Source organism: Thioclava sp. SK-1 (assembly GCF_001705665.1).
Classification (GTDB): Bacteria; Pseudomonadota; Alphaproteobacteria; order Rhodobacterales; family Rhodobacteraceae; genus Thioclava.
Genome location: NZ_MDHA01000040.1, coordinates 37,026 through 49,939, shown reverse-complemented (window position 1 = coordinate 49,939; position 12,914 = coordinate 37,026). Strand labels below are relative to the sequence as shown.

The 12,914-nt window shown below is 58.9% G+C and carries 10 protein-coding genes; 4 read left to right on the top strand and 6 right to left on the bottom strand.

Features of this window, described 5'->3' with window-relative positions; all coding sequences use genetic code 11:
• Positions 1-5 precede the first annotated feature (5 nt).
• The 3 genes from BFP70_RS09100 to BFP70_RS09090 form a co-directional block, all read right to left on the bottom strand.
• Positions 6-533: a DUF2271 domain-containing protein gene (locus BFP70_RS09100; RefSeq protein ID WP_066011062.1), complete on the bottom strand. Its 528-nt coding sequence runs from the start codon at positions 531-533 to the stop codon at positions 6-8.
• The gene (locus BFP70_RS09095) at positions 534-1,091 is read right to left on the bottom strand and encodes a hypothetical protein (RefSeq protein ID WP_066011061.1); all 558 of its coding nucleotides are present in this window, start codon (positions 1,089-1,091) and stop codon (positions 534-536) included.
• Between the two features lie 65 nt (positions 1,092-1,156).
• The gene (locus BFP70_RS09090) at positions 1,157-3,118 is read right to left on the bottom strand and encodes a TonB-dependent receptor domain-containing protein (RefSeq protein ID WP_218059661.1); all 1,962 of its coding nucleotides are present in this window, start codon (positions 3,116-3,118) and stop codon (positions 1,157-1,159) included.
• A gap of 331 nt (positions 3,119-3,449) precedes the next feature.
• Here BFP70_RS09090 and BFP70_RS09085 point away from each other — a divergent pair, with 331 nt between their 5' ends.
• The 3 genes from BFP70_RS09085 to BFP70_RS09075 all read left to right on the top strand — a co-directional run bounded on the left by BFP70_RS09085 (position 3,450) and on the right by BFP70_RS09075 (position 8,365).
• Entirely contained in the window at positions 3,450-5,201 is a 1,752-nt protein-coding gene (locus BFP70_RS09085) for a sigma-54-dependent Fis family transcriptional regulator (RefSeq protein WP_066011060.1), read from the top strand.
• A gap of 139 nt (positions 5,202-5,340) precedes the next feature.
• A complete protein-coding gene (locus BFP70_RS09080) occupies positions 5,341-7,140 on the top strand; it encodes an NAD(P)/FAD-dependent oxidoreductase (protein WP_066011059.1) in 1,800 nt (599 codons plus the stop codon).
• A 172-nt stretch (positions 7,141-7,312) separates the two neighbouring features.
• The gene (locus tag BFP70_RS09075; protein WP_066011165.1) at positions 7,313-8,365 is read left to right on the top strand and encodes a 2,3-butanediol dehydrogenase; all 1,053 of its coding nucleotides are present in this window, start codon (positions 7,313-7,315) and stop codon (positions 8,363-8,365) included.
• 361 nt (positions 8,366-8,726) lie between these two features.
• On the opposite strand, the gene BFP70_RS09065 is transcribed toward BFP70_RS09075, so the two are convergent.
• The 3 genes from BFP70_RS09065 to BFP70_RS09055 all read right to left on the bottom strand — a co-directional run bounded on the left by BFP70_RS09065 (position 8,727) and on the right by BFP70_RS09055 (position 11,845).
• Positions 8,727-9,890 (bottom strand): mandelate racemase/muconate lactonizing enzyme family protein, encoded by a 1,164-nt coding sequence (locus BFP70_RS09065; RefSeq protein ID WP_066011057.1) that lies wholly within the window; start codon positions 9,888-9,890, stop codon positions 8,727-8,729.
• A 69-nt stretch (positions 9,891-9,959) separates the two neighbouring features.
• The gene (locus BFP70_RS09060) at positions 9,960-10,871 is read right to left on the bottom strand and encodes a LysR family transcriptional regulator (RefSeq protein ID WP_066011056.1); all 912 of its coding nucleotides are present in this window, start codon (positions 10,869-10,871) and stop codon (positions 9,960-9,962) included.
• Positions 10,872-10,900: 29 nt separating this feature from the next.
• The gene (locus tag BFP70_RS09055) at positions 10,901-11,845 is read right to left on the bottom strand and encodes a LysR family transcriptional regulator (RefSeq protein ID WP_066011055.1); all 945 of its coding nucleotides are present in this window, start codon (positions 11,843-11,845) and stop codon (positions 10,901-10,903) included.
• A gap of 117 nt (positions 11,846-11,962) precedes the next feature.
• Here BFP70_RS09055 and BFP70_RS09050 point away from each other — a divergent pair, with 117 nt between their 5' ends.
• Positions 11,963-12,913, top strand: a complete 951-nt coding sequence (locus BFP70_RS09050) for a tripartite tricarboxylate transporter substrate binding protein (protein ID WP_066011054.1) — start codon at positions 11,963-11,965, stop codon at positions 12,911-12,913.
• The last annotated feature ends 1 nt before the right edge of the window (position 12,914 follow it).

The window sequence follows — 12,914 nt, the reverse complement described above, 5'->3', positions numbered from 1 at the left end:
CCATCCTAGGGGGTGATCCGCAGGCGCACAGAGCAAAGCTCTGCCCCGCCCCGAGCCGTGGTATCCACCGCAGACCCGGTCCAATCGAACGGCAGCCGCACCAGATCGGACCCGCCGTCTTCGCGCGCGACCTCAACCGCCAGCGTGTATTGGCCCGGTGCCAGCCCCGCCAAGGGCGCAGCCTGATCCGACAAAATCAGCGCATGGCTGCCCGGGCCGCGTGTGGGACCGGCAATGGCATCAATGGGCAGGTCCAGATCCTTGCCCGTGGCACGCCACCAATGGCGCAGGTTTTTCAAAAACCCCGTGCCGATATCATCGCGCAAACGGGTGTCATACCAGGTTGCAACGGTGCGCTGCGGCCCTGCCGGAGTTTCCAGCCAAGCGACCAGATAGGGGCGATAATAGGGGACCGCATCAATCTGTGGAAAGGTGACATCCAGCTGCACCTGCGCGGCCAATGCCCCCTGGCCTGTCCAAGGGGCAAGTGCCGCGCCTGCTGCGAGGGTTAAAAAACGCCGCGCAGCCCGCATTTAATTCGAGACCTCATCTGACGCCGAAGCCGTGTCAGCAGTCGCGTCTGGGCCGTCCTGATCGTCTTGATCCTCGCGCACGGGCTTCGGGTCAGCCGCATCCACAACGCCATTCTCATCGGTATCATGCCCGTTGAAAGAGGACGCCGCCACAAGCTGTTGTTCGGCCCATGACAGCGACCCGTCGCGCGAGCGATCCACAATGGCAAAGCGCACATGCGCCTGTTTCATTGACGCCGCATAGCGTTCATCGCCTTGCGTGCGGCCCTGATCGGCATATTGCTGATCCAGCCGCAATTGGAACTCCGCGACATACTCTGCCTCGTTCAAGGCCCCGTCGCCATCGGCATCTGCGTCAAAAAAGCGCTTTTTGCGGATGGCGTTATATTCGTCCAGCCCCACGGCGCCATCACCATCGGTGTCATGCGCGGCGATAAAGGCGGCCTTGCGATGGCCCCCGGCCAGGCCGGGTTTGGGATCATTTCCGGCCTGTTCCTGGGCCATCACCGGCACAGCCATCAGGCCGGCCGCAAGAAACGGAAGAAGAGAGTGACGCATGCGTTGTCTCCGATAAAATTGAATGGGATGGGGTGGGGGCACGCGGCCCCCGGACTGCACAGGGATTAGAAGGTTTTCGCAAGGCTGACCTTGAGCGTCCGACCCGGCGCAGCGCGCGTCGCAAGATGGGGCGTGTAATATTGGTCAGTCAGGTTCTCGATGGCCAAGGTGGTTTCCAACCCGTCCAACACACCGCCCTGCGGCGTGTAGACCATCGATACATTCTGCACAAAGCTGGCGTCGGTGGGCGTCGCCGCGCGGTCCATCTTCAGGTTCCAAACGCCTTCCCATTTCACGCGCAGGCTGTCTTGGAACACCCGTCCGACCCCAAGGCGCAGCTGATCGGCAGGCTGCTGGGACCAGTAATCAGAGCTGGCACCGGCTGTGCGGTTATATCCATTGGCAAAACTGGCGTTCAGATCTGCGAAATATCCCGAAGACGCCGCGTATGACCCTTCGATTTCAATGCCTTGGACCTCAACATCCGAGACGCCGCTATAGGCGGTGATATCGGACACATCGGTGTGATAGGCATTCAGCTTCAGCGCAAGATCATCGCCGGCTGCAAAGACATCATGTCCTGCAAAAGCCATGCCCAGCTCCCATGTCTCGGCCTTTTGCGATTGCGACATATAGGCCGCCGTCGACAGATCGTCCAAAATCGGCAGACCCTCGGTATAGGCATAGCTGCCGAAGACAGACAGACCATTGTCAAACGCATAGCGCAGCGATGCCCCGCCCATCAGCGCATCATTGTCATAGCTGCCATAGCCGTAATCCGTGCCGTCGATATGCTGGTCTTCAAACCGCAGCGCGGGCGAGAATGTAAACCCACCAAAGGTGACATCATCCACCAGGAAGATCGCCTTGCGGCGGTCATCGCCACCAGGTGCCGAGGACGCATCCTGACGGTCTTTGTTGATGAATTCGACCCCTGCGCGCAGCCGGTGCTGTGCCGCGCCAGTGTCAAATTCCATCGTATTTTTTACCGTGACTTTGGTGGTTTTGTAATCATGATCTGCATTCAACAACGCCGAGCTGGACCCGGTGGCGCTTTGTTGATCAATGGTTTGCTGTGCCTGGCTGACGATCACATCCACATTGATCAAATCATTGGACAGGCTGTCATATTTATACGCCAACACGCCGGTTTTGGAATGGATGTCGCGGTCCACATTGCCAAACCAGCCCGCATCGGAAAACTGATTATACGGCACGTCTTTGTCCGACGATTGCGTGTCCGAATAGCTAAGCGTGACGCTGTGTTCGCGATCTTGGCCGAAATGCAGTTTCGCCTTGGCCAGATAGGATGGCAAAGTAGAGGCGGTATTGCCGACCTCATCACCATTCCCATCGTCATAATCATCTTGCGTGCGCCATGTGTAATTGAACAAAAGCTCAAGCATTTCATCGGGTTGCCATGCCAATGTTGTGGAAGTGACAAAGCCGTCCCCGGCCGAGCTATAGCCCAGATATTGCCGCGCTGCGACGCCGTTTTGCCCGTTCGTGAAATCCGACGCATCCTTGGTGTCAAACAACACCATGCCGCCAATCGCACCCGAGCCATATTCAAACGTCCCAACGGATCCACGGATCACTTCGGCGCGTTTGTACAGCGCCGGGTCAGTATAAAGCTGCGTGCCAATCCGATACAGCTCCTCTGCACCGGTTGACGCCCCATCAACGATGATCTGCACCGATTGGTCGCTGCCGTATGTGCCCGACATCGCGCCAAACCCGCGGATATTGATCGCCGATCCCCCTGGCGTGGTGCCATTCACCAAATTGACGCCGGGCACAGAATCCAGCAGCTCGGCGATGGTTGAGGCCTGACGGCCTTCGATTTCTTCGGCATCGATCACCGTTACTGGTGTGGCGGTGTCGGTCTGGACCGCGCGGTCAGAATTCACCGAAATTTCGTCAAGTGCGATCATCTCTTGTGCAAAGGCGGTCATCGGGGCGCAGGGCGCAAGGCAAAGCGCAGCGCTGCCCATCAGCAGGGCGCGCAAAGTAGCAAAACGAGCCATCGTGCAAGTTCCTAACGTGTGCGGGGGTACGCCGGGCCGCGCCATCCCAGGTTCATGATTTACGGAAAAAGCTGGGGGCCCGTAGACCGATCTGGCTGGGCGTTCACTACGCATCACGCGAATGAGAGTCAATCTTGATTATTATTGTCGGGAATTATTTTATACCGTATCGGTTAAATCGCACTCATTCCCGCAGAGATCTGCACCAGCCACCGAATTCGCACGCGACCATCACCGTCAGCGAATGTCGAGATCGTGAAAATCTGCGACCAAAGTCCACCATCGCCATGGCAACTCTTAGTTGTATCGTCTTCAACGGGAGGAGGGCTTTATGGTAAAACATCATCATATCGACGAAATCGCACAGGTGCTGGACGGTCAGGCGACCGGGCGTGACAGCTATGTAGATGCGTCGTGGCGGCGATGTGTCGAATTGTATGGGATGGACCCGGCGCGCAATGATCCCGCCTATATCGTCACCGAGACAGAGTTCCGCACACATCGCCAGCAGGCCGATTGGATGATCAGCACTGCACGGTCCAGCCTGCAAAGCCTGTTTCGGCAGGTTGCGGGACAAAGCTATGTGTTGCTGCTGACCGATGCCAAAGGCATTTGCGTCGATTATTTCGGGGATGATCTTTTGCTTGATGAGCTGCGCGGGGCGGGCCTTTATCTTGGGTCGAACTGGTCCGAAGATCTGGCAGGCACCTGTGGTGTTGGTGCGTGTATTGTGACCGGCGCGCCGGTGACAGTGCATCAAGACGACCATTTCGGAAATGCCCATACGGGGCTGTCATGCACCTCTGCGCCGATTTATGACAGCCTGGGACAATTGGCGGCGGTGCTTGATATCTCACTTCTGCGCTCTCCTGCGCCCAAAAGCAGTCAAAACCTGGCCATGTCACTGGTGACGGCCGCGACACGACGGATTGAGATGGCCAATCTGATGGCTGCCAGCCGCCGGGAATGGGTGCTGCGGTTTTCAAGCAGCCCTGAATTTCTGGATGTGGATCCGGAGGCGGCGGTGGCCCTTGATGGGTCTGGTCGGGTGATCGGGGCGACGCGGGCTGCAACACGGATGTTGTCGCGCGGCAAAGGCGTGATCGGTGAACGGATTGATGGGCTGCTGGGATTAAGCGTTGATGACCTTCCTGACCTGATGCGCGACCGGCCCACAGAAGACAGGGTTGTGGCACTGGGCGATGGCGGCGCCGTCTTCGGCCATGCGATCGCGCCACAGGCCCCGCGCCGTGCGCCGATTCAACACCGTGCCAGCGGGCCGCAAGTGCGCAGCGGCGTTCTGGCCACCCTTGCGGGCAGTGATCCGACGCTGACGCGGGTCCTGGCACAGGCCGAACGGCTGGCACCAACGCCTGTGCCATTGCTGATCTGCGGAGAAAGCGGCGCCGGCAAGACCAAGCTGGCACGGGCGATCCATATGGCCTCTCGTCGTGCGGGGTTCGTCGCGCTGGAATGTGCCGCAACCCGGCCCGAGGATATGCGCGACGCGTTTGCAGCAACCTCTGGTGCAGGAGGGACCCTGCTACTGCGCCGGATTGAGGACCTGAACCGTGACACCGCGAACATGTTGGCCGGGCTGTTGGATGCGCATCCTGATCTGCGCCCGATCTCAACCTGTGGTCAGGCGCCCACCTACCTGATGTCGCAAGATAGCATCCCATCAACGCTGTATTTTCGTCTGGCAGGGTCGGTGCTGGAACTGCCGCCTTTGCGCGAACGGCATGATCTTGGCTGGTTGATCGAGCGTTTTCTGGGTCGGCGCAGCGGCGGCGAAATGCGTCTGACACCTTCGGCCCGCGCCGAGCTGATGGCGCGCGATTGGCCGGGCAATCTGCGGGAATTGGGCAATGTGCTTGATGTCGCCTGCGCGCTGGCGGAAAGCACAGTGATTGATCTGCCAGACCTGCCCGCACCACCGCAATTGCGCGACGCGGAATTGGATCTGGAAGCGGTTCTGGACGCGTGCAACTGGAATATGGCCCGTGCCGCGCGCCGCTTGGGGGTCAATCGTTCGACGGTATTGCGCCGGATCCGCAAAGAGGGGTTGCGCGCCCCCGCCTAGAATGTTGCGCGGCGTTGCATGTGCAACATGCTGCGTCGCGGCAGGTCCTATCGGCGCGATTTTTGTCAGATTTCGATCAAGATCCGCCCCGTGCCTGGTCAAGATCGGCTCATCACATTGCTGATGAGGAGGATACGCAATGCTCGACTCGACAGGTAGCACGCAGGTGCAAGAAACGCTTGATGCGCTGAACGCGGCGCTGGAAGCAGGCGATGCCAAAGGCGCAAGCGCGCTGTTCGCCACCGACAGTTACTGGCGCGATCTGGTCGCAGTGACATGGAACCTGAAAACGGTGGAGGGTCCGTCAGGCGTCCAAGATATGCTTGCCGCGCAATTGCCGCACACCCGCCCCGGTGGGTTTGCCATTCAGCACGGCGAATTGCCCACCCAAGACGGTGACGTGATCACCACATGGGTGACATTTGAAACCGCGTTGGGCCGGGGGTGGGGCCTGATGCGGCTGAAAGAGGGGCGCATCTGGACCCTGCTGACCACGTTGCAAGAATTGAAAGGCTTTGAAGAAAAGAAAGGCATGCGCCGTCCAATGGGGGCAGAGCATGGCGCCGCCAAAAACCGCAAATCCTGGAGCGAGCAACGCGCAGACGAGGCCGCACAGCTGGGCTACAGCCAACAGCCCTATACCGTGATCATTGGTGGCGGGCAGGGCGGCATTGCCCTTGGGGCGCGGCTGCGTCAACTGGGCGTGCCGACCATCGTTTTGGACAAGCACGACCGGCCCGGCGATCAATGGCGTTCGCGGTATAAATCGCTGTGCCTGCATGACCCGATCTGGTACGACCATTTGCCTTACATCAAATTCCCCGACAATTGGCCGGTGTTCACGCCCAAGGATAAGGTCGGTGATTGGCTGGAGATGTATACCAAGGTGATGGAGATCAATTATTGGTCCCGGTCCGAAGTCACGCAGGCCAAATATGACCCGGCCGCAGGCACATGGCAGGTGCAGGTCAACCGCGATGGCACGCAGGTAACGTTGCGCCCGACCCAGCTCGTGCTTGCCACGGGCATGTCGGGCAAGGCGAATATTCCCGATTTTCCCGGCATGGAACGCTTTGCCGGAACAATCCAGCACAGCTCGCAGCATCGGGGACCAGATGACTGGACGGGCAAGAAAGTCGTTGTGATCGGCTCGAACAATTCGGCCCATGACATCTGTGCCGCACTTTGGGAAGCGGATGCGGATGTCACCATGGTGCAGCGCAGCAGCACCCATATCGTGCGGTCGGATAGTTTGATGAAAATCGGCCTTGGCGCGCTGTATTCCGAAGAGGCCCTGGCCAGCGGGATGACCACCGAAAAGGCGGATATGGTCTTTGCCTCGCTGCCCTATAAGATCATGCATGAATTCCAGATCCCGCTGTATGACCAGATGCGCGAACGTGATGCAGAATTTTACGCCGGGCTGGAAAAGGCCGGGTTTGATCTGGATTGGGGCGATGATGGCTCGGGCCTGTTCATGAAATATCTACGGCGCGGCTCGGGCTATTACATCGATGTGGGCGCCAGCCAGCTGATCATTGATGGCGAGGTGAAATTGGTCAAAGGCCAGTTGGAGCGTTTCGACGAAACCGGCGTTGTACTGGCGGATGGCACCCATCTGGATGCGGATCTTGTGGTGATGGCCACCGGCTATGGGTCGATGAACGGCTGGGCGGCGGATCTGATCAATCAAGACGTCGCAGATAAGGTCGGCAAGGTCTGGGGGCTGGGATCGCAAACCACCAAAGACCCTGGCCCATGGGAGGGCGAGCAGCGCAATATGTGGAAACCGACCCAGCAAGAAAACCTTTGGTTCCACGGCGGCAACCTGCATCAGTCGCGCCATTACTCACTGTATCTGGCCTTGCAGCTAAAGGCGCGGATGGAGGGGCTGCACACCCCCGTTTATGGCCTGCAAGAGGTGCATCACCTGTCTTAAGGCCCCGCGGCACATCCGGTGGCGGCCGTAGGGCGTTCCATATGCGCCCTATGCCTGCCCCACCACAGATCCATTCGCACCCAAAGCACCGCACCGCGGGATCTTTGCGCTGGCAAAAGGCGCGCGGTGATCGGTGATGGGGCATCAACAGTTCAAGACGGAAGGAAATGAAATGAAAGCAGCACGTTGGCACGGTATCAAAGATATCCGCATTGACGACATTCCCGATCCAACCCCCGCAGCGGGGCAGGTAAAGGTCAAGGTCGCCTGGGCCGGCATTTGCGGCAGCGACCTGCATGAATATCTTGCCGGGCCCATCTTTGTGCCAGTGCAAGAGGATCATCCCCTTAGCCATGACAAGGCGCCGATCACGATGGGCCATGAATATTGCGGCATCATCACCCAACTGGGCGAGGGGGTGACAGACCTGTCGATCGGGGACCGCGTCGCCATTGAGCCGATCTACGCCTGCGGCACCTGCGCCCCCTGTCTGGAGGGAAAATATAACCTGTGCGACAATTTGGGCTTTGTGGGCCTGTCGGGCGGGCAGGCCGGGTTTGCAACACATAGCGTGGTGCCTGCCCGTATGGTACATAAGATGCCCGATGACCTGTCGATGGAACAAGGCGCGCTGGTGGAACCTGCCGCCGTCGCACTGCATGCGGTGCGCCTGTCCAATATCAAGGCGGGCGACAAAGCCGCCGTGTTTGGCGCAGGCCCTATCGGTTTGCTGGTGGTTGAAGCGCTGCGCGTGGCGGGCGCATGTGAAATCCATGTGGTGGAGCCCTCGGAGGTGCGCCGAGAAAAGGCGATGCAGCTTGGGGCAACCGCGGTGATTGATCCAACCGCTACTGATGCAGTAGAAGCCATCCGCGCGGCCACAGACGGCGTGCATGTCGCCTTTGAAGTCACCGGTGTCCCGCGTGTCTTGCCCCAATGTATTGATGCCACGCGCCATGATGGACAGGTTTTGGTTGTCTCAATCTGGGAAACGGACGCGGCGTTTCAGCCCAACACGATTGTGCTGAAGGAGCGTCAGCTACGGGGCACGATTGCCTATCGTAATGTCTATCCTGCCGTGATGGCCCTGATGCGCCAGGGCTATTTCAGCGCCGAGCAACTTGTCACCAAGCGGATTGCTTTGGATGACATCGTGACAGAAGGGTTTGACGCGCTGGTCACTGAGAAATCGCATGTGAAGATCCTCGTGCAGGCCCCCGACTAGGCGTTTGCTGAGCCGCCATACTCATGGTGGATCTGGTGGCCCCAAAGGAACGATGTCAAAAACCAATGCCAGAAAATGGGGGTGTTGGAAGGGGATCGATTTTCAGACGCCGGTAAAAAAGGCCGCGGCAAATGGGCGATCTGTTTGTCGCGGTCTATCTTGATTGCCGCTGCTGCCGCAGCAGAAGCAATTTCATCCCTTGGGCAGACATGCGGTCCTTCGCCAGATCGGGGGCTTCGCCCCCCTTACAGCCACGTTCCAGGTCTTACCACCTCGTGCCTATTGTACGATGCGCCCCGGTTCGGTTATGTTTGCATACGCACGCTGTAGAGGGCTACGGCTGACAGATCGAATGGCCGGTTTAATGCGCCAAATCGCGCATGACCTTGATAAGGTCGGATTTGCCCTCAAACCCGATGCCCGGCAATTCGGGCATGGTGATATGGCCGTCGACCACCTCCACCCCATCGGGAAACCCGCCATAGGGCTGGAACAGGTCAGGATAGCTTTCGTTCCCGCCCAACCCAAGCCCCGCCGCGATGTTCAGCGACATCTGATGGCCACCATGCGGAATGCACCGTGACGGCGACCATCCCGCTGTTTTCAGCACCTTTAGCGTGCGCAAATATTCGACCAGCCCGTAAGAAAGGGCACAATCAAACTGCAGCCAATCACGGTCCGGGCGCATCCCACCATAGCGGATCAGATTACGCGCGTCTTGATGTGAGAACAGGTTTTCGCCCGTGGCCATCGCGCCGGGGTAAAATTCTGCCATTGCCGCCTGCAACTGATAATCCAGCGGATCGCCAATTTCCTCATACCAAAACAGCGGATATTGCCGCAGCATCTCGGCATATGCGATAGCTGTTTCCAGATCAAAGCGGCCATTGGCATCGACCGCCAGCTGCGCATCGCTGCCAATTTCGTCCAGCACGGCGTTGATCCGCCGCTGATCTTCGGCAAGGGAGGCACCGCCGATCTTCATTTTGACGACGGTATAGCCGCGATCAAGATAGCTGCGCATTTCACGGCGCAGCGCACTATCGTCTTTGCCGGGGTAGTAGTAGCCACCCGCGGCATAGACAAAGACCCGAGGATCGGCCGTTGTGCCCTGCTGTTCGGCCAGCAGGCGGAATAAAGGCTTTTGTGCGATCTTGGCGATCGCATCCCAGACCGCCATATCGATGGTTCCCACCGCGACTGAGCGTTCGCCATGTCCTCCGGGCTTTTCGTTTTGCATCATTGCCGCCCAGATCTTGTGGCCGTCAAGGTTCTGCCCGTCTGCCGTCAGCAGCGATGCTGGATCGGCCTCAAGAATACGGTCGCGAAACCGTTCACGGATCAGGCCGCCCTGACCATAGCGCCCATTTGAATTGAAACCATATCCGACCACGCGCGCCCCATCGACCACCTGATCGGTCACAACCGCCACAAGGCTGGCGGTCATTTTGGAAAAGTCGATATAAGCATTGCGGATGGGCGAGGCGATCGGCTTGGTAACCTCGCGGATGTCGATGATACGCATGGTGTCTCCCTTCTTGGTTCAAGGCAAGATTAGGGCGCGTCCAAATGAATAACCAATGCCGTTTGGCGGTCAATTCATGCCATTTTCGCATGAATGTTCGCGCACCATGTCCCAAAATGCCTCGCAATGGGGGGACAGGCGCGCACGCGGGCGCATGATCACGATATGCATTGGCACATCCCAATCCTCCGTGGATGCCCGCACCAGATGGCCTGCCGCAATGTCCGTTTCCGCCAGTGACCAGGGCAGGAACGCAACACCGCGTCCAGCCTTGGCCATTTCCATATTGGTGGCAGCAAGCATCGATTGCATCGCGTGGTTGACGGCAGGTGCACCATTATGCGCCCAATGCGCCGCCAAAATCGCAGACAGACCCGACGCGCCCGCATAGGCCAGATAGGGCACCGCAACAGCGCGAGACAGCTGCCAGCGCGGACCACCGTCGGCACCGGGGGCGCATAGCGCGACAAGCCGGTCCTGCCCCACCTTCTGGGTCAGGGACTGCCGGCCCGATAGCCCTGCGATGCCGCCAATCCCATCATGTGCAACAAGAAAACTGACCTGTCCGTCGCGCAGCAGGCGCATACAGGCGTCCCGTCCATCAGAAACCATATTCAGGTTTCCGATTGCAGCGGGCGACGCGGTGCGGGTGATCCAACCGGGAACAAATGTGTATGACAGCGCATGCGTAGCCGCCAGCGACAGCCGCCTGGTATCCCCCCCCGCAGCGGCAGTGACATCTTCGCGCAGTCGCGTTGCAAGGCGCAGCATCTGTTCCGCATGGGGCAAAAGCGCCACGCCTGCGGCGGTCAGGGTCACGCTGCGCGTCGTTCGCACACATAGCGGCGTGCCAAGCTGCGCCTCAAGCTGGCGGATGCGCCGGCTAAAGGCAGGCTGGGTCGTGTTGCGGGCCTGCGCGGCGCGCGAAAAATTGCGCAACCGTGCAAGTTCGGCAAAATCCGTCAGCAAACCGATGTCCATCGCGGCTTCCCTGCATTCAGTTATGTGTTTTATGTATCAGATGCCTTGTTGATATCGGCGTCGTCAACCTGAAAGGGCGCAGCGATATTCGCCAGCCGAAGCCGCTCGGCCAGCAGGTCGACAAAGCTGCGCACCTTGGCTGTCAGATGATGGCGTTCCGGATAGATCGCCACGATATTTGCGGTCTGGCAATAGGCGGGCAGAACCAGTTTCAATCGCCCCTCGCGCACATGCTGCGCAATGTCCCATTCCGAGCGCATCATAACACCATGCCCGGCCAGCATCCATTCGCGCGCCATTTCACCGTCATTGGTCGACAGCGTGCCACCAACCCGCACCGAGGGGATGCCGCCCGCCCGTTCGTCGAACCGCCAGATATCGTAGATGTCGTTTTCCTGTCGCAACACGATGCAATCATGATGTGCCAGATCCGCAAGGCGTTCAGGCACCCCGCGCCGCGCAAGGTAATCAGGCGCGGCACACATGAAACGGCGGTTACGTTGCAACATCCGCGACACCAGATTGCTGACAGGCGGATGGCCAAAGCGGATGTTCAGATCAAAGCCCTGTTCGACAATGTTCATCGGCGCATCACTAACCACCAGCTGCACTTCCACTTGCGGATAGGTGCGCGCATAGACGGCTGCCGTCGGGGCGATGAATTCGCGGCTGAATCCGAATGTGGCATTGATCCGCAAAAGCCCGCTTGGGGTTTCCTGCCCCTCGCGCAGCGAATGTTCCAGCTCTTCGATTTCGCCAAGCAACCGCAACGCCTTGGCAAAATAGGTCTCTCCTTCACCTGTCAGGCTAACGCGGCGAGTGGTGCGGTTCATCAGTCGCACACCCAGCCGGTCCTCAAGACGGGCAAGCCGTCGGGAAACCGCAGACGGGGTCAGCCCCAAATCACGGGCCGTTGCGACAAAGCTGCCCCGGCGTGCCAGCGCCACAAAAAAACCTAGGTCACCTTCGCTCATTAGTGATTCCAGCGCAATAATGATGTTCCAATTCTGAAATTAAGGAATTTTGTGAATTAGTCTAGGGTTTACTTGCAGACCTGGGAGGAGACGGGTCGCAAACCAAAGGAGGATAATATGAAAATTTCGACCCGGGCCGTTTTGGCCGTTGCCTTGGCGACCTTGCCACTTTCTGCAGCCGCACAGGATTTCCCATCCAAACCCATGACCTATATCATCCCGTTCAATGCAGGCGGCGAAAGCGACATTTCCGCACGCTACCAACAGACCGAATGGGAACAGGTGTCAGGTGTGCCGGCGGTGATCCAGTATCAGCCCGGCGCGGGCGGCGCGCAGGCCTGGTCACAGCTCAATTCCCTGCCCGGCGATGGCTACACGATCATGGGGATCAATATGCCCCATACCGCATTGCAGCCGCTTGCGGGGTCTGTGGGCTATGCGACCGAAGATCTGACGCCAGTGCATTATTTCCACTACACGCCCGATGCGATCTTTGTGCGTGCCCAGAGCGAATTTACCTCGCTTGATCAGCTTGTGGCCTTCGCCAAGGACAATCCCGGGCTTGTGACCTTTGCCGGATCGGGATCGAATTCATCCAATAATCTTGCTGCGGTGAAATTCAACCAGCAAGCTGATGTGATCACAACCTACGTGCCATTTTCCGGCACAGGCCCGTCGGTAACAGCCGTTCTCGGGGGCTCGACCATGGCAGGGTTCAACTATGCGACCTCTGGTGTCAGCCAAGGGGACGCGATGCGCATGCTTGCCGTCGCCTCGCAAGAGCGCCTGCCGGCCTTCCCCGATGTCCCAACCTTCAAAGAACTGGGGTATGATATCGTCGGTGGGGCCTATCGCGGGGTTGCGGTGCCCGCATCCGCTTCGGAACAGACCCGCAAGGCGGTTTCGGATATCGTGTCGCAAATCAATGCGCAGCCAGCCTTCATTGAAAAGATGGAAAGCGGTGGCTTTGTGCTGACCGATATCACCTATGAAGATATGCCGGAGTTCATCGCTGCCCGCATCGCAGATTACACCAAGGGTGCCAAGGCGCTCGGCATCATCAAGTAAA

Coding starts and splice junctions, on each gene's coding strand:
- BFP70_RS09100 (WP_066011062.1), bottom strand. CDS start 533: ATGCGGGCTGCGCGGCGTTTTTTAACCCTCGCAGCAGGCGCGGCACTT.
- BFP70_RS09095 (WP_066011061.1), bottom strand. CDS start 1,091: ATGCGTCACTCTCTTCTTCCGTTTCTTGCGGCCGGCCTGATGGCTGTG.
- BFP70_RS09090 (WP_218059661.1), bottom strand. CDS start 3,118: ATGGCTCGTTTTGCTACTTTGCGCGCCCTGCTGATGGGCAGCGCTGCG.
- BFP70_RS09085 (WP_066011060.1), top strand. CDS start 3,450: ATGGTAAAACATCATCATATCGACGAAATCGCACAGGTGCTGGACGGT.
- BFP70_RS09080 (WP_066011059.1), top strand. CDS start 5,341: ATGCTCGACTCGACAGGTAGCACGCAGGTGCAAGAAACGCTTGATGCG.
- BFP70_RS09075 (WP_066011165.1), top strand. CDS start 7,313: ATGAAAGCAGCACGTTGGCACGGTATCAAAGATATCCGCATTGACGAC.
- BFP70_RS09065 (WP_066011057.1), bottom strand. CDS start 9,890: ATGCGTATCATCGACATCCGCGAGGTTACCAAGCCGATCGCCTCGCCC.
- BFP70_RS09060 (WP_066011056.1), bottom strand. CDS start 10,871: ATGGACATCGGTTTGCTGACGGATTTTGCCGAACTTGCACGGTTGCGC.
- BFP70_RS09055 (WP_066011055.1), bottom strand. CDS start 11,845: ATGAGCGAAGGTGACCTAGGTTTTTTTGTGGCGCTGGCACGCCGGGGC.
- BFP70_RS09050 (WP_066011054.1), top strand. CDS start 11,963: ATGAAAATTTCGACCCGGGCCGTTTTGGCCGTTGCCTTGGCGACCTTG.